The sequence below is a fragment of the Desulfitobacterium sp. genome (genome assembly GCF_982384815.1).
Map to the genome: position 1 here is coordinate 1 of NZ_CEVWNY010000063.1, position 16,748 is coordinate 16,748.

The 16,748-nt window shown below is 42.8% G+C and carries 14 protein-coding genes and 1 pseudogene; all 15 read right to left on the reverse strand.

Going from position 1 to position 16,748, the window contains the following annotated elements:
- On the reverse strand, nucleotides 1–1,241 hold a 1,241-nt coding region (locus AC1U9U_RS10340), incomplete at its 3' end, for a (Fe-S)-binding protein (RefSeq protein ID WP_479960484.1).
- Nucleotides 1,242–1,244: 3 nt separating this feature from the next.
- Nucleotides 1,245–2,663: an FAD-binding oxidoreductase gene (locus tag AC1U9U_RS10345; protein WP_479960485.1), complete on the reverse strand. Its 1,419-nt coding sequence runs from the start codon at nucleotides 2,661–2,663 to the stop codon at nucleotides 1,245–1,247.
- A 226-nt stretch (nucleotides 2,664–2,889) separates the two neighbouring features.
- Nucleotides 2,890–4,062 carry an aconitase family protein gene (locus tag AC1U9U_RS10350; protein WP_479960486.1) on the reverse strand — a complete coding sequence of 391 codons (1,173 nt, stop codon included), beginning with the start codon at nucleotides 4,060–4,062 and terminating at the stop codon, nucleotides 2,890–2,892.
- 9 nt (nucleotides 4,063–4,071) lie between these two features.
- On the reverse strand, nucleotides 4,072–5,424 hold the full coding sequence (locus AC1U9U_RS10355) for a GntP family permease (RefSeq protein WP_479960487.1): 1,353 nt from the start codon (nucleotides 5,422–5,424) through the stop codon (nucleotides 4,072–4,074).
- Nucleotides 5,425–5,520: 96 nt separating this feature from the next.
- Nucleotides 5,521–5,946, reverse strand: a complete 426-nt coding sequence (locus tag AC1U9U_RS10360; protein WP_479960488.1) for a 2-oxoacid:acceptor oxidoreductase family protein — start codon at nucleotides 5,944–5,946, stop codon at nucleotides 5,521–5,523.
- A gap of 5 nt (nucleotides 5,947–5,951) precedes the next feature.
- Nucleotides 5,952–6,809 (reverse strand): thiamine pyrophosphate-dependent enzyme, encoded by an 858-nt coding sequence (locus AC1U9U_RS10365; protein WP_479960489.1) that lies wholly within the window; start codon nucleotides 6,807–6,809, stop codon nucleotides 5,952–5,954.
- Between the two features lie 14 nt (nucleotides 6,810–6,823).
- Nucleotides 6,824–7,969, reverse strand: coding sequence for a pyruvate synthase (locus tag AC1U9U_RS10370; protein ID WP_479960490.1), 1,146 nt, complete (start codon nucleotides 7,967–7,969; stop codon nucleotides 6,824–6,826).
- Nucleotides 7,970–7,990: 21 nt separating this feature from the next.
- On the reverse strand, nucleotides 7,991–8,269 hold the full coding sequence (locus AC1U9U_RS10375; RefSeq protein ID WP_479960491.1) for a 2-oxoacid:ferredoxin oxidoreductase subunit alpha: 279 nt from the start codon (nucleotides 8,267–8,269) through the stop codon (nucleotides 7,991–7,993).
- Nucleotides 8,270–8,605: 336 nt separating this feature from the next.
- Nucleotides 8,606–10,540: a sigma 54-interacting transcriptional regulator gene (locus AC1U9U_RS10380; RefSeq protein WP_479960492.1), complete on the reverse strand. Its 1,935-nt coding sequence runs from the start codon at nucleotides 10,538–10,540 to the stop codon at nucleotides 8,606–8,608.
- 218 nt (nucleotides 10,541–10,758) lie between these two features.
- On the reverse strand, nucleotides 10,759–11,616 hold the full coding sequence (locus AC1U9U_RS10385; protein WP_479960493.1) for a pyridoxamine kinase: 858 nt from the start codon (nucleotides 11,614–11,616) through the stop codon (nucleotides 10,759–10,761).
- Nucleotides 11,617–11,735: 119 nt separating this feature from the next.
- On the reverse strand, nucleotides 11,736–12,491 hold the full coding sequence (locus AC1U9U_RS10390) for an NYN domain-containing protein (RefSeq protein ID WP_479960494.1): 756 nt from the start codon (nucleotides 12,489–12,491) through the stop codon (nucleotides 11,736–11,738).
- 153 nt (nucleotides 12,492–12,644) lie between these two features.
- Nucleotides 12,645–14,000, reverse strand: a complete 1,356-nt coding sequence (locus AC1U9U_RS10395) for an MATE family efflux transporter (RefSeq protein ID WP_479960495.1) — start codon at nucleotides 13,998–14,000, stop codon at nucleotides 12,645–12,647.
- Nucleotides 14,001–14,114: 114 nt separating this feature from the next.
- On the reverse strand, nucleotides 14,115–14,561 hold the full coding sequence (locus tag AC1U9U_RS10400) for a MarR family winged helix-turn-helix transcriptional regulator (RefSeq protein ID WP_479960496.1): 447 nt from the start codon (nucleotides 14,559–14,561) through the stop codon (nucleotides 14,115–14,117).
- Nucleotides 14,562–15,249: 688 nt separating this feature from the next.
- Nucleotides 15,250–15,849 carry an alpha-ribazole phosphatase gene (gene cobC, locus AC1U9U_RS10405; RefSeq protein ID WP_479960497.1) on the reverse strand — a complete coding sequence of 200 codons (600 nt, stop codon included), beginning with the start codon at nucleotides 15,847–15,849 and terminating at the stop codon, nucleotides 15,250–15,252.
- A pseudogene (locus tag AC1U9U_RS10410) lies at nucleotides 15,846–16,247 on the reverse strand (XdhC family protein); the annotation flags it as partial. The pseudogene AC1U9U_RS10410 and the gene cobC, both read right to left, overlap by 4 nt.
- Nucleotides 16,248–16,748 lie beyond the last annotated feature (501 nt).

A 16,748-nucleotide genomic window follows, 5' to 3' on the forward strand; every position in this document is an offset into this window, starting at 1 on the left:
GGATGAATGACTTGAGCTTGTGAACCCGCCTGTTTCAGGCCATAACTCAATTGCATTGTACAAGTGGGGCAGGAAGTTGCCACATAGTCAGGATTTACTGCTTGTGCACTATTGATCTTTTTTTCTAAAACCTTCATTGACAAGTCATGATGCATAACAACAAAGCTTCCGGCTGAACCACAGCAACGGTCTGCGTTTTTCATTTCTAAGAATTCCACACCGGGAGTTTGCTTGAGAACTTCCCGAGGCTCCTTGAATACTTTTTGGGCACGCTTTAAGTGACAAGGGTCGTGGTAGGTAACTCTAACATTCCGGACCTTGTTCCCTGGCTTAATCTCTGTTTTCAGAACTAAGAACTGATTGAGGTCCCAAGTCTTGGCAGCCAATTGCTTCGCCATCTCATATTCATAATCTTTCTCATCGAAAAGATGAAGATACGTTTCTTTGAAAGTAGATGAACAAGAGGCACAATCGGTAATCACTGCATCATAGTCTTCTTTGAAAAATATCTCCATATTGTGTTTTGCCAATTCTTTGGCTGTGCTTAATTCTCCGTAGGCCATGTGAGGCAATCCACAGCATTTTACACCTTCGACGGTGACCACTTCACAGCCATTATTGCTTAGCACCTTGACAGCTGCCACAGGTACATCGGGATAAATATGGTTTGTAGCGCAGCCTAGAAAATAAGCTACTTTAAACTTCTTCTCTCCTTTTGCCTGGGTAACTACCGGAATACGTGAACGGGCAGGTTTTTGGCTCACATCCGGCATAATTTTGGTGCAGGCGTTTAATTTTTCCGGAAGAAGGTCAAAAAGTTTCGTCTTACTCAATATACTATGCAGACCTACTTTTTGATAAAGTCCCGCTAAAGTCATACTTGCATAGAGCATACCCGGGCGAGTCAAGAATCCTTTGAGGAGAGCTCCTTTCATCACCGGTTGTTTCATAACTTCGTTGAGATAATTGCGGGAGGCGATTATGATTTCATCGGTGATTACCCCCGAGGGACACTCAACGGCACAGGTCTTGCAAAGCAAGCAGGTATAGATAATCTCTGCCAACTCCGCTGAAGGCTGGATCTTGCCTTCATGGAGCTGCTTGATCAAAGCCAAACGTCCTCGTGGTGACCCATGCTCTCCCTTAATCTCAATAAAAAGTGGACAATGAGCACGGCATGTACCGCATTTAACACATTTTTTTAGTTCTTCCGAAAAATTTAGTTTGTATGCCGATTCCATAGTTTATTCCCTCCCCAGCTTCCAAATCTTGCCGGGGTTCATTATGGTTTTCGGGTCGATAGCTTTCTTAATAGCCCACATAACATCGAGAGCCTTGCCATGTTCTTCCTCCATATAAGAGGCCCGGGCAAAACCAACACCATGTTCTCCCGTAGTGGACCCGCCCATTTCTAGTGCCAATCGATGAATAGCCTCGGCAACTTTATGGGTTCTCTCCACTTCGTCAGGATTCAAGGGATCCATGATCGGAGCAGTGTGCATATTGCCGTCTCCAATATGCCCATAGATTACAACTGGTATATCATATTTTGCACCGATATTGCGGATATTCCTTAAGGCTTCAGGTACTTTGGAGATCGGGAAGCAAACATCTTCTCCGGCAAAGATGCGAGTCTTTCCTTCCATGTAGCGTGCCGAAGCCGCTCCGATTACGGCCCGCCCTTGCCAGAGCTTTGCCATCCGTTCGGGATCGGTAGCCCATTCTACACTGGAGGCACGTTTTTCGGCGATGGCCTTCACTTGTGCGCCTTCTTCTTCAACTGCCGGTTTTGTTCCGTTAATCTCAAAGAATATTGCCGCTTCGACTTCCGGGATTTGCAAATCCGGTTTAAAAATATTAGCACAACGAATTCCACCATCGTCTAGTATCTCTATTCCTGATGGAATAATGCCGGCTTTAAATACATCGAGAACTGTCAATGCACTATCTTCTAGCTTATCAAAGAGAGCCAGCATAATACCTCTTGATTGGGCCTTGGGTAAGACTTTTAAGCGTATCTCAGTGATTACACCTAAAGTACCCTCAGAACCACAATATATTCGCGTTAAATCGATGCCGGAAACACTCTTCAAAGCTTTTGATTTAAGTCCGCCGGTTTTCATAACTTCCCCGTTAGGTAGAACAACTTCTAAGCCAAGTACATATTGAAAAGTCGCTCCATACTTCACTGCTCTTAAACCGCTGGCATTATTACTAACCATCCCGCCAATCGTAGCCATCATTGAGCTTCCCGGATCTGGCGGGAAAAAGAGCCCATATGGGGCTAAAGCTGCATTTAGGTTAGAATGAACAATTCCCGGCCTTACGACAACTTGCATATTGGCATCATCTATTTCGACGATGTCAGTCCAACCGGAAAGATCTAGTACAATACCACCATTAATCGCTACACTGCCTCCGGTCTGTCCGCTTCCCGCTCCCCTGGGAGTAACAGGAACCTCATTTTCATAGGCATATTTCATTAACTTTGATACATCCTCAGTATTGCTCAGGCATACAACAACATCTGGATAATACTCATTTTGCTGAGAAACAAACGAACTGTCATAGGTATACGTGAATCTAACCAGATCAGTTTTTAGAACCTTTTCAGAACCAAACAATCCTTCCATATCTTCGATAAGCCGTTCCTTGGAAACCATAGACTTCCTCACTCCTTTTATTTTATCCTACTATATATTTTGCTTACCAGCATCTATACGATGTTGGTAGCTCGATAGTTAAATTTTCTTTTACGTTCTCTTGATCCGCGAAAATAAAGCTTGGCAAGAGAATAAAGCTATATTGGTTTTTTTGGGAAAAAGAGTACTAATCACATTAAATATAGGACGAGGGAATAATGGGGATTGCCCCATTATTCCCTAGAAATTATTTGACTACTGTAATTTTCCCTTTAATTGCAGATTGAGCTACAGTAAGTGGAGAAGCTAGATAAATCCGGGCTCCTTCGGACCCGATACGTCCGGGATTATTTCGTATCGTTGTAGTGATAGCAACATCATCGTCCGCAAGCAACCCAAAATGCTTCCCTGGGCAAGAACCACATCCTGGGGGCATTATTACGGCACCAGCATCACGAATCAGACGTGAAATTCCGAGTTTCTCCATTTCATCTAACACTTTTTTTGAAGCAGGTGTGATTACAAAGGTTACGGAAGGGTGAACACGTTTGCCTTTGAGTATGGTTGCTATAACCTCCATATCTTCCACGCGACCGGCGGAACAACCGCCAGCTATGGCAAAACTGATCTCTGTCCCTTCTACCTCCTGTACCGTGGTGATGGAAGTAGGGCTTGGTGGGACAGCAACTAAAGGCTCGATCTCAACTGCTTTCAGTGAGTAATCTACCTGATCTTGTTCATCCTCGGGAAGAACAAAGGCGGTAACTGCCCCCCCTTCAGGCAAATAATTACAGATACTCATCTTACCGGCAATGGATAATTGCTGAAATAATGAACCTGTTAAGGCTACCGCCTTTCCTTTTATTTCTTCTGCCAATTTACGCACTATATAGAAAGCAACATCCCGAGGCAGAACATTCTGAGAAAGATGTCCTTCTAAAGCTACTGTTACTTGTTCCGGTACCTGAACGGCATAGTACCCCTCTTCTAATACTGGAACTAATTTTTCAGAGGAAACCGAAAAGGCAATTGCTCCAAAGGCTCCCGCTGTAGCAACGTGGCCATCTGCTCCTACGATAATCATTCCTGGCCAGATAGTCCCTTCTTCTGCAACAACTTGATGCAGAACCCCTTCTCCATTTTGATAAAGATCGACATCTTGCTTTTGACAAAACTCGCGAAACGCCTTGTGAAATTTTCTATCCTTGATGGTAGGGGCTGGGAATGTGTGATCCAACGTAAAAAGTGCTTTACTCGTTGCAGGCCGTTTCTCGCTTCGTTGCCCCCAATGCTTCAGTAGGGCCGGCCCTGTACCATCATGAGCCAAGGTTAAATCCACCTTTAAAGATACTTTCAGCCCGGGCGTAACGAACCTTACATTAGCAGCTTTAGCGAGATACCTGTATAAAAACTTTTCCATTTCATGCTCCTATATGAGTCCAATAATCCACATCATATAAACCGCTGCCATAGAGAATATTCCACCAACAAAAGTAACGCCACCAAAAGAAATCAGTGCAGATTTAAGTTCCATTTTAGAAAGAGAAGTACATACCCAAAAGTAACTTGAGTTAACATACTTAATCATAACGGAACCAGCTGCACCAGCTAACATGCCTGCCTCCGGGCTTAAACCTAATGTTCCTAGCATTGGTGCGACAATTGATGCAGCTGTGATAACACCCACAGTTGTTGATCCTGTGATCATGTTTCCGACAATACCCAGAATAAATGGCAAGAAAATGGGGGGAACTCCGGAGCCTGCAATTGCTTGGGCGATTGTATCAACAGCAGGGGTTCCTTTGAGAATCTCGCTAAGTGACCCACCAAGCCCGGTTACAACAATAATCATAGCTGAGGTGCGAAGTGCATCTTCAATCCAAGGACTAAAGAATTTCTTCTTGGATTCTTCGTCTTTGACGTTAATAAAGGTAAGGATTACCCCGATCAGCATCGCAACAACCGGCCAACCAATAAAAGCGAAAATGTTGTTAAGGACATGTTCCTTGGGAAGGGTATTTAAAAATACACTCTGTAGAGCAATTAAAATCAGGGGTACAAGAATTGGAGCATATGCTCTTACAGTAGATGGTAATTCTCTACCAGATTCTACAAAAGAAGTACCTAGGAATTCCTTAGACGGAGGAGAAGGCACCTTAGGTCCGATGATCATAGCAAAAACCCAGCCTGCTAAAGAACCAACGAAGGTAGCAATACTTCCGTAAAGAATGATCTTACCGATGTCCGCTCCCATAACAGCTGCCGCCGCTAAAGGTCCGGGAGTAGGAGGAACCATAGCGTGGGTTAGCTGCATCGCACCTACCAAGCCTGTTGCCATAACGCTCATGTTCGTGCCTGCTGCAATTGCAGCACCGTGAACCAACGGGTTTAGAATAACATAGCCGATATCGGAAAAGACGGCTATACCAATCACAAATCCGGCAAGCGTAAGTGCTAAAGGCATTCTTTTTTCTCCAACCCATTTAACCATGGTCAAGGTAATCTTTTCAACACCGCCGGTATGCTTTAAAGCTTCGGCGATAATTGAGCCGAGAACAATGACAATCGCAATCCCTTGTACAGTTTTACCAAATCCAGTTTCAAAAGCTTTAATGAATAGATTTAATTTCACCCCCGGAACAAGTGCAAATAATACGATGGGAACTAACAAAGCAAGGAATACGTGCCACTTTGTTTTAGCAATTAACCAAAATAGCAATATTATTACTGCTGCAAAGGCTACAAGAGTCACCGTCGGATTTTGCAGAATTGCGTTCTCCATATCTTTCACCCTCCTCTAAAAGTTTCGAAATATTAGATATTGACACCATACCTTCAATATCAGCTATTTATATAGTGCAAAATCGATTATTGAAATCTATACTATAAGCTTATTTTCCTTGAGTGCATTCAGTAGTTCTTGCTCCATATCATTTTCTTTCTTTATATAAGAGTCCAGCTTAATAAAGTTAACCTTCTCTGCCTTTTCTTCTAGAACCTCAGGTCCAACTCCTAATGCCATCACAACTCCTTTTGACTTGAGCCCTTTGGTTACATCACTTACCTCGAATAAACTATTATCGAGGACGACAATTACATCCGGTGTGGTCTCATTATCTGAGCGCTCAATAATCACCTCATCTGCAACTCTCAGGGTAGAATTAGTAGGATTGCCGGGACGAAAAGCGCCGAATCCGTCAAATACCTGGACATGCTTGCCTTCGGACATGAGCTGTTTAGCTATTGTTCTGGTGATTTTTCCGACAGGTTGTCCAAAACGTCCCAAGAATTTTATTTCAATCACTTAGCTCACTCCCCTCTTCCGTAATAGGTATCGACAGATTTTTGGTAACCTAAGATTTGTTCTTCAGTTAGATTTTTAAAACGGCCTTGGGACTTAAGATAGTCCGCAACGGGAGTAAAGTTAGGCTCGTAAGTTCGAGTCCTCTTCCCTCCATCCACTTCAAAGAGCTCCCAGAGTCCACATTCTGTTGCTTTTCTGGAGATTTCAATGGATTCCTCAGGTTTGATCTGCCAACCCCGGTGGCAGGGTGCCAGGATATGGATATAGGAGAATCCCTCCTTAGCCGCCGCTTTCTTAAATTTGGCTATGAGATCTTCCGGGTAGGCGATATTGGCACTAGCCACATAATCAATACTATGGGCCTCCATAATAGCCAGCATATTCTTTTTATGAACTACTTTACCTAAAGCACTATTACTGGTAATGGCATACAAGGGTGTTTGACTACCGGTTTGACCTCCTGTATTCATATACATTTCGTTATCATAGAGGACATGGATCATATGCTCTTGACGTTCAGCGGCACCGGTTAGGGATTGGAAGCCAATATCCGCACTCCCGGCATCGCCGGCCCAAGATACCACATTAACATCCTTAATTCCTTGAATATCTAAGGCGGCCCTGATTCCTGAGGAAATAGCCGGTGCACACTCAAAGAGAGTATGATAGAAGGGCACTCGCCAAGTGGTTTTGGTGTTGTTGCCACCAAGGGTAGCCATACAAGAGGCAGGAATTGTAATAATGGTCCGTTCCCCCAGTACCTTCATAGCCTGTCTTCCGGCTATGGCTGCCCCACATCCCTTACAACCTACATTTCCTTGTCCGAATAATTCTACTTTTGGAAGTTCTTTAAAGTCTAACATCTTTTATCCCTCCTTTATAAACCGATCCACTCGGATTTATTCACGGCTGAACCGTTTTCAGTATGCTCAACCGCTTCCATAACTTCGCTGATTCCGCATTTGCGACCGCCAAGTCCAAGAATTACGCCGTTGATTACTTTATCTCCTTGTCCATAGAAAGCAGCTTTGATATCCGTTGCTAAGGCTCCGCCTACACCGAAAACGATATTTTTATCGAGAACCGTAAGGTATTTAGCAGCTTTTAAGTGAGCTAAGATAGCTTCAGCTGGAAATGGTCTCCAGACTTTGACTTTTAACAAGCCGATCTTCTTGCCTTGCTTTCTCTGCTCATCCACTAAAAGTCGTACCGTGCTGACGATTGAACCCATGGCAACGATGATATGCTCTGCATCTTCTGTTTTATAAGCTTCGACAAGTCCGCAGGATTTGGCACCGAACTCCGCATTGTATTCATTAGCAACCTGGGGAATAAGATTTAATGCTGCTAGCATTGCCTCATTTTGTCTGTATTTGTAATCTGTATAGAATTCAGGACTGGTTACCGCATTAACTCCTCTTGGGTTATTGATATCTAGGGCTGGTTGACGATTTAAAGGTAGAAACTTCGTTACTTTATCCTGCTCAGGGACATAAACTTCTTCTAAGGTATGGGACTGAATATATCCTTCATAGTTAACCATGACGGGAGTACGCAATTCTTCTGCGATACGGAAGGCCTGAATGGTGTTATCCATAATATCCTGATTATTTTCACAGAAAAACTGGATCCACCCGCTGGCCCCTTGGGACACCGCATCTCCATGTTCTGGGAAACGGCTATGAGGAGCGGACAAGGCCCGGTTGGCAACTCCCATGACGATGGGCTGGCGTAGACCTGCCGCGTGATAAACCACTTCTGTCATGAGCAGTAAACCTTGGGAGTTAGTTACTGTATAACTACGCGCACCGGCCAAAGAGGCTCCTAAAACTGCCGCAAGAGCACTATGATCAGATTCAACCCTGATGAACTTGCAGTTTAATTCGCCGTCTTCAATATATTTGCTTAATCTTTCCATAGCGGGGAAAGCTGGAGTAATCGGATAATAGCCGAGTACTTCAATTTTGGCAAGCTTGGCACCAAGGGCTGCTGCTTCACTTCCTGTGATTAGTACTTTATTCATTGGCATTATTACCTCCTTTGCCTAAAAAATACCACGGGGGCCTTTGTACTCGGGTATCATCTCGATCCCGGCACTCTCCTTGGCACAGATGCCGCAACCTTTGCAATACTTATAACTAATCTTGATTTCATCTTCATCTAGTAATAAAGCACCATCCGGACAATAAAGCAGCACCATTGGATTTACTTTTGCTTGGTCATTAATAACCGGCCGATAGATTCTCACCATTGCTGAGTTCGGTGACTCGGCTAATGAACCAGGATCTCCTGAAGGAACAACAGGTAATTCTTTTAGTGCCATATTTTAAACACCTCCTCGCTTTTAAATACGTTTTTATATTTAAGCAAGAAGCATACCAAAACTACGCTATTATTCTCTTTTACTTAAAAAAGATTGTGATTTTTGCTTAAACTTAGTAAAAGCCTAGTAATATTGGGATTGTACTTTAGTAAGAAATTAGTTTTCAGAGTAGTCGGCAGATTTAATTAAGGCAGAATTGTCCAACTATTCGTTAAGTTTTAAAAAAACGTCTTAGTCGTTTCATATTTGAAACACTAAGACGTTTCTTATTTGCAACAGTTGAAACAGTTCTGAAACACTACTTTTCCGGGCGCCTTCTAGCCTTAGCGAGTTATGCTAAAGCTGTAGTTTTCTCCATAAGGTTGTTCTACTCATACCCAGCCTTCGTGCCGCCTCTGTCTTATTTCCCCCTACTTCCTCTAGAACTTGCATAATCAACTGTTTTTCCAACTTAATTATTGCCTTCTCCCCGTTGCCAGAGATTGTTTCTAGAGATGTTTGTGTAGAGACATTATCTGCTTGGGTAGAGGTTTCTTCCGAGCATAAAGCGATATTATCTATGAAAAGGACACTGGCGATATCCTCAGCGGTGATTTGGTTCTCCCAAGTTCTCATGGCAAGTCGTTCCATAGCGTTGCGGAGTTCCCGCAGATTGCCGGGCCAACTGTAATCCAATAGCATCTTTTCAGCACGGGTTGTGAATCTCCCCATCACCTTCCCCCGGCGTGAGCAAAATTCACTTAAAAAACGATAGGCGATTAAGATAATATCCTCTCCTCTGACACAAAGAGGGGGGATTTTTAAAGTAAGAACATTAAGCCTAAAGTAGAGGTCCTCCCGAAATTTGTGGTTTTCCACCATTTTTCTCAGGTCGCGGTGAGTTGCGGCCACTAAGCGTACATTTACCGGAATAATGCTGCTATCCCCTAAGCGCATTACCTCCCCTTGCTCGATGACCCTTAACAAACGGGCTTGTAGCATAGGGGACATTTCTCCCACTTCATCGAGAAAAAGGGTCCCGCCATGAGCCATTTCAAACACACCGGCTTTGCCTCCTTTACGAGCACCGGTAAAAGCTCCCTCAACATATCCGAATAATTCACTTTCCAAGAGGCTCTCAGGTAAAGCAGCACAGTTGATCGCCACAAAGGGTTCATTTTTGCGTCGACTTGCATTGTGAATAGCATGGGCAAACATCTCTTTTCCAGAGCCGGTGGTTCCCTGGATTAAAACCGTTGAATCTACCCCTGCATACTCCTTAGCTAAATTTTTGGCATTTTCTAATATCAGGCTATTGCCCAGAATATCGGGAAAGGCATATTTTGCTGCCAGACCACGATCTGCCAGCTTCCTTCTTACTTTGCCTTCTAACTTTTGCAGTCTCTCGATTTGCTGAAATGTCGTGACTACCCCTTCGATCTTATTATCCACAATTATCGGCACTCGATTGGCAAGAACTTTGGCAGCCCCTATTTCCAAGAATTCCGCGATTTCTGTTTGTCCACTTTTCAAAAGCCTTTGACAGCCGGCATTAGGGATAATTTCGGTAATATATTTTCCGATAGCGTCCTTGGCCTTCCATCCCGAAATGTTTTCCGAGGCTTTATTAAAAACTGTAATTTTCCCTTCCTTATCTAGAGCAATAATCCCATCATAAGAGAATTCTAAGATAGCCTTAAATTGTTCTGCCTTGCGCATTTCTTGTTTTCGTACCAGGTTAACACGGCGGGCCTCTTCAATGGCTCTCCGGATAGAATCCAAACCCGAGGATATTACAACTGACTTCATTCCTTGTCCCCGTGCCTCGTTAGACATCGCGACTTTACCTATGAGCACATCCACTCCCTGCTCCCGCAGGTATTGGACTCCTTTACTTATATCTTCCAGGTCGTTATGACAGGCATATTTTACCAGCTCATCACCAACGACTTCTGCAAACCCATCGAGATCCGTGTTATTTACAACTTCCTCAACATCCACAATCCCGACTTTATTGCCGATTTTCTTAGCTTCAAAATAGGCATGAACAATATCGTAGCCGCCAATGGACACTTCCACCAAAGGGAGCTCCAGGCCAGCGTTGTTTAGTTTCCAAAAAGTTACACCCCGACTGATCAAAACATGATATCCCATTTTACTCGCCTCTTTGGCAAGTTCAACAGCTTCATCCATTCTCGACACCTTAATAGTAACATCATTGCTTCCTTCACATACTTTGTGAGCTACTTGGGCAATTTCCGGATGGGTGGCTAAAAATAAAATTTCCGCCATGAATCTCCCTCCTTCTGTGCAGCATTAGATTTCACTTCCATATACTAAAAATAATTCGCTATTTCCGAATACTTTTCCTTCACAACTATTTCGACTTTTCTAATTACTTAATGTATTTCTATCAGGTCATCGGTCGCCCTTATACATACAAAAAAAGAAGTACCTTAAACAGATACTTCTCCTTAAAAACTTATATTCTTCTAACAATAGTCAATCTGCTACTCTTTCAACAACCCTAATCTCTTGATTAAATAGGGCAGTGCTCTTTCAAAGCAGACTCCGTATCTCCGTTCCTGGTTGGCTTCTACCGTCAATTTAATACATTCCAGGGTATAATCAACAGCAATTTGGGTAGCTTCGGCAAGAGAGAAATCATTTAAGAGGCCGGATAGCAAGGCACTGCCAAAGACATCTCCTGTCCCATGATAATAACCTTCCATCCGCTCATTAAAGGCATAATTTACAATATCTGTTTCCCGATCGTAGCAAGCTGCCCCCAGTTGGGTAGGATCAAACGAAATCCCGGTTAACACAACTTTCTTAGCACCCATATCTGATAGTTTTCTCAAGGTATTTTCGATATATTCTTGGGTATATTTCTCCCCTACATAATCTTCCTCGAGCATGAAAGCCGCTTCCGTCAGGTTAGGAACAATTAAATCTGCCATAGAGCATAGTTTGGCCATTCCTTTAGCCATCTCCGGTGAATAGACGGAGTAGAGCACTCCATTGTCCGCCATAACCGGATCCACCATGATGAGACTTTCGTTGCCACCGAAGGTTTTAAACAAATCCGCTACTAAATCTATCTGTTCAAAGGAGCCTAAGAATCCACTGTATAAAGCATCAAACTTAATATTTAGGGACTGCCAGTGCTTAGAGATGTGCTCGATATCTTCGGTCAAATCACGATAAGTAAATCCTTCGAAGCCGCCGGTATGGGTGGATAACACCGCAGTTGGCAATACTCCGGTATCAACTCCTGCTGCCGAAAGTATCGGTAAGGCTACTGTCAATGAACATCGGCCTACACAAGAAATATCATGAATTGCCGCGACTCTTTTTTGTCTCTTCATAAGTACATTACTCCTTAACCATCAAGTAAATAATTTCAGTGATAAATTATAGCTTAGATTCCCCAAAATTAAAAGATATATGAATTGAACTATGCAACATTTACAACTTGCCAATATCCTTATTTAGGCTTATTTTTAATAAAATAATGAATAATATTCGGATTGCTGGTTTTACGTGGCTGAATCTCGAATTGTTTTAAAGAAGAGATGAGCGGGGTAAGCTTGGTATGCCCATAGTTTCTAGTGTCAAAATCCGGATAACGTTTGTTTAGCCTCTTGCCAACCTCCCCTAAAAATGCCCAGCCATCTTCATCAGAACTTTCCGTAACGATAATCCGAATGGTCCGGATCAACTCGTCTAAAGTTGCCATCCCGTCTTTAGTTGGTTCATGCTTACCATTCTTGAGCTGGGTTCCATTATCGTTATTATTAGCTGAGACTCCGGCTAAAATTTCTAGGTATTTAAATTTCTCGCAAGCAGCAATGAAGGGGGTAGGGGTTTTTTTCTCCCCCATGCCTATTACGTACATCCCCGCCTCTCTTAAACGTGCCGCCAGTTTCGTAAAATCACTATCGCTGGACACAATGCAAAATCCGTCTACATTATTGGAATAGAGAATATCCATAGCATCGATAATTAAGGCTGCATCAGTAGCATTTTTACCCGTGGTATAGCTGTATTGCTGAATTGGGGTTATGGAGTAATTAAGGAGGACATTTTTCCAAGAGGATAGTTGAGGTTTGGTCCAATCTCCATAAATACGCTTATAGGTAGGAGTGCCATGATTAGAGACTTCGTCCAAGATCGGTTTAATATATTTCTCCGATACGTTATCGGCATCGATTAAAACAGCAATTTTCTTATCGTGGTCCATAAGATATCCCCTTTAAAAAGATTTAGTCCTATGAAATTAATATAGTTTCATCGGTATATTTACTAGTATAAAGGATACTCATTTTTTCCACAATAAAGAAATTGGCATAAAGAAAACCGCTTCATTCCCAGAGGAAGAAGCGGTTAACTACAACTATTTTGCTTCAAGGGCCAGGGCAAGCTTTTTTTGCTTCTTTAATTCAAAGAAAATAAATGATCCGGTAATAAGAATTGCCAAGGCATCAGCGATAGGGGCTGTAATCCACACACCCTCAATCCCGTATTTTCTAGGTAAAATTAGTAACAGCGGGATAAATAAGAGCACTTGGCGGGAAAGGCTTAAGAAAGTTGATTGAATTGGTTTCCCCACGGCCTGAAAGTAGCTGGAACCAATGATTTGGAAGCCGACAAGCGGCATTAGTGCCATAAAAGTAAGCAAGGCATGAATTGTTAAGTCGGTAAGGGCCACATCATTTTTACTAAAGAGTCCGACAATAGGCGTGGCAAACAGGTGAAGGAGAATAAACCCTACTGTCGCCATCCCTGTAGCGACGAAGATGGCCTTTTTCAAAGCCTCTTTAACTCTATCATAATCACGCGCTCCATAGTTGAAGCCAATAATCGGTTGCGCCCCCTGGCTAACACCGACAATGGGCATTAACAAGAGCATAGCCACACTCATAACAATTCCTACCGCCGAAAGTGCTTGGTCTCCACCGTGTTCCATTAAAGTCTTATTTAAAAGGGTCTGCTGAATACTGTTGGCGATTTGCATAGCAAATGGAGCAAAACCTATGGCCATTACCTTTAAGACGATCGATATCTCGGGTTTTAGGTTTTTAGCCTTTAGCTTAATTTTACTGCGCCGCCCAAGGAGAAAATGACTGAGAACCCAAATGGCGGAGACCGTCTGTCCAGTTACTGCCGCCCATGCAGATCCTTTAATCCCCCAGCCGAAAATAAAGATGTAGATGTAGTTGCACACAATGTTAATCACGGCACCGATGATCTGGGTCATCATAGCAATCCGGGGATTCCCTTCGGCACGGATGAAGTTGTTCATCCCGAAGGCTATTGCTCCTGGAACCGCTCCCAACATAATGATATGAATATAGTCCTTAGCATAAGGGAGCACTTCCGGGCTAGAGCCAAAGAGCATTAAAATAGGATCAGCATAGAAAAAATAAATCAGGGATAAGATCAAAGGCAGAAGGACTAAAAGTGAAGCAGCATTAGCGGCGATTTTCTCCACCTCAGCCATCTTCTTCTCACCCATGCGAATAGATATCAAGGCTGTGGCTCCTACACCAATCAGCATGGCTACGGCCATTAATACGGTCATTATCGGGAGCGCCACGGTTACGGCTGCAATTGCTATCGAGCCTACGCCTCGCCCCACGAAGATCCGGCTAATAATATTATAAAGTGCATTAACTAACATCCCGACAATTGCCGGTAAAGAGAATTCCCAAAGTAGTTTGCCGATACTATCATTTTTTAAGCTTATCATCAAAACACTTCTTTCTCACTCAAAATTCCAATCTGTACCCCGTTAAACTGCATTCTCTTACCTCAAAATAGCCTTCTCTAATACTAAAAAGTACTAAAACAAAACAAATTTTTTTTAAACCTTACTAAAAAAATTGATTACTCCCTCTAAGTTATCCTTAAAAACCTTGATTTCCTTAGGATCAAACCCAGTTAAATATTCATCCATCTTTTTAGCATAAAAAGCAATACGCTGCTCCATCTCTTCTTTACCTTGGGGGCTTAAGTAAAGTAAATTGCGGCGGCGGTCCTTAGGATCGTTTGAACGAATAACCAGCTCTTTTTCTTCCAAAACATCAATTAATGTTGTTAAACTTCCTTTCTCGATGTCTAACCGCTTGCCAATCTCGGTTAATGTTATGGGGCTCTCATGATAGAGAATATTAATTATTTTCATATGGTTTTTCTTCAAATCCGGCCACGGATTCATTTCGCTGCGAAATCGGAGTAGAAATTTTTCATGAAACAACCCCATAAAAGTAACGAGCTGCCGATGAATTTGTTTCGCATCATCGAAATCCACATTGTCCACTCCAATCTATCCTAAGAAATTGAAATAGTAAGATAACTAATAGTTAGAAAACTAACTGTTTGAATGCCTTATCTAGTATAGTTAATCAATACATAATTAGCAAGACCTATTTTTTTACAGTTTTTATTTTTTTCGATCTTACTGTTTTGTATTTTTGCCCGCTTGTATTCTTCACATGCTTGGCCATGTTGAATATGTTATATTAACCAATCTCATTAATTTAATATAGAGGAGAATCAATATGTCTAGTTTAAGTTTGGCTGCTTCACCGCTTACCGGTATACTCAAAATTACCATCGCCATAATTAAGTTCCTTTTTAAGGTTTTTTGGCAAAATAGTAAATCATCATAATACCCTAAAAAAGCTATAGAGGCCATCACTATAATGGAACCTATAGCTTTATATTAGTATCAGAATATTCCCACTACCATATCCTGTCAAGGATGAATCAAAATAAATAAGGCTGGGTATTTACTTATAACCATTACCCAGCCTCTTCTATTAACTATTTTTTAGCTCACGCCGATTTTGCAGAACTTTAAATCTTTTTTAACCTAGCAATTTGAACTTTTTACTATAAGAACTTTTAACTATTAATAAGATGACCAGCCACCATCTACGCAACCTTAGCACCTTCCTTAGCGTAGCAGATAATCTCGGGCAATAATCAACAATTGTTTATTGATTCCTAATATATTCTACATCCCAGCCAACGTCTGGGTCCTGGGTCAAAATATATAAACACCCATAACTCTGTTCTAAGTCAAAAATGTTCTCTAGAGGTCGTGCGAGAACATGGCTTAAAATCACTCTATTGACCCCGGCATGCCCGACAATAAGGATGTTTTGGTCATCCGACTGGACAATACTCTCAAAGACAGGGATAATCCTTCGGTAACAGTCGAGGAAACTTTCCCCACCGGGAGGCCGATAATTCACGATATCTTCTCCCCTGTGCCGATACTCGGTGGGAAACCGCTCCCGAATTTCGCTGAATAACTTTCCTTCCCATTCTCCCATAGCGATCTCGTGCAAAGTTGGCAAAGAGGTTATGGCCAATGCCCCGGCGCGGGCTGCGGCAATAATAGCGGTTGTCTCCAGTGACCTAGTTAATTTACTGCAATAAATCCTGTCCAATGACACCTGCGCTAAATGCTCTTTTAAAGCAACAGCCTGTCGCTTGCCCTCTGCACTTAAAGGAAGGTCTTGAATGCCAATATATCTTTTATCGCTGCCTAGTCCTATATCCCCGTGCCGCACAAGATAAATCTTCTTCATACTGAAATCTTCTGTGGCTGGTTATTATTAATTATGTCATCAGCCTGTTCCGTTTGGGTTAGATTATTCACCCCAGAGGCTAACCCCTCTTTTTGAACTTTAATTATTTCGCCCAAAATACAAACTGCGATTTCCTCCGGCGTCTCCGCACCTATCTTCAACCCAATGGGAGAATACAATTTCTCTAGTTTCTCAGCCGGAATACCCTCTTCCAGTAATTCAGCCAACATAGCTTTCACCCGGCGGCGACTGCCAATCATCCCGATATATCCCGTAGGTTGATGAATCACTTTTTTCAAGCGGACTTTATCATGTCGATGTCCTCTCGTTACGATTACTACGTAAGTCTGGGAATCGATTTGTATATCGTCTAAGGCTTTTTCGAAACTGCGAAATACATGCACAAACTGTTTTCACGCAGCGAATGCTAAAACTTTTACCCCAACAAAAGCAAAAAGACCATCGATTATGATGATCTTTTTGCACTACCTGGCAACGACTTACTTTCCCAGGTAGGTGGCGCGTTCAGTATTATTTTCCCACAGCGCGCTCACCGCGTAACAGTCCACCGGACTGTTACGTCTGCGGTCCAAGTATCATCAGCCCTGGAACGAAAGGCGAATGAGCCTTTCGCCACACTGCGTCTCGTAACGAACACTCCAGCAGTGTGGATCCTTAACTTCCGTGTTCGAGATACGAAATGCGGATGAGCATTTCGCCACACTGCGTCCCGAGACGAATACTCCTGCAGTGTGGATCGAACGGGTGGAACCGACCCCAGAGCATCATGCAGTACGTTATCTCGTTTTCATGTAGTTACACGCAAAAAGACCATCATGCGATGGTCTTTTGCACTACCTGGCAACGACTTACTTTCCCAGGACCCTGCGGTCCAAGTA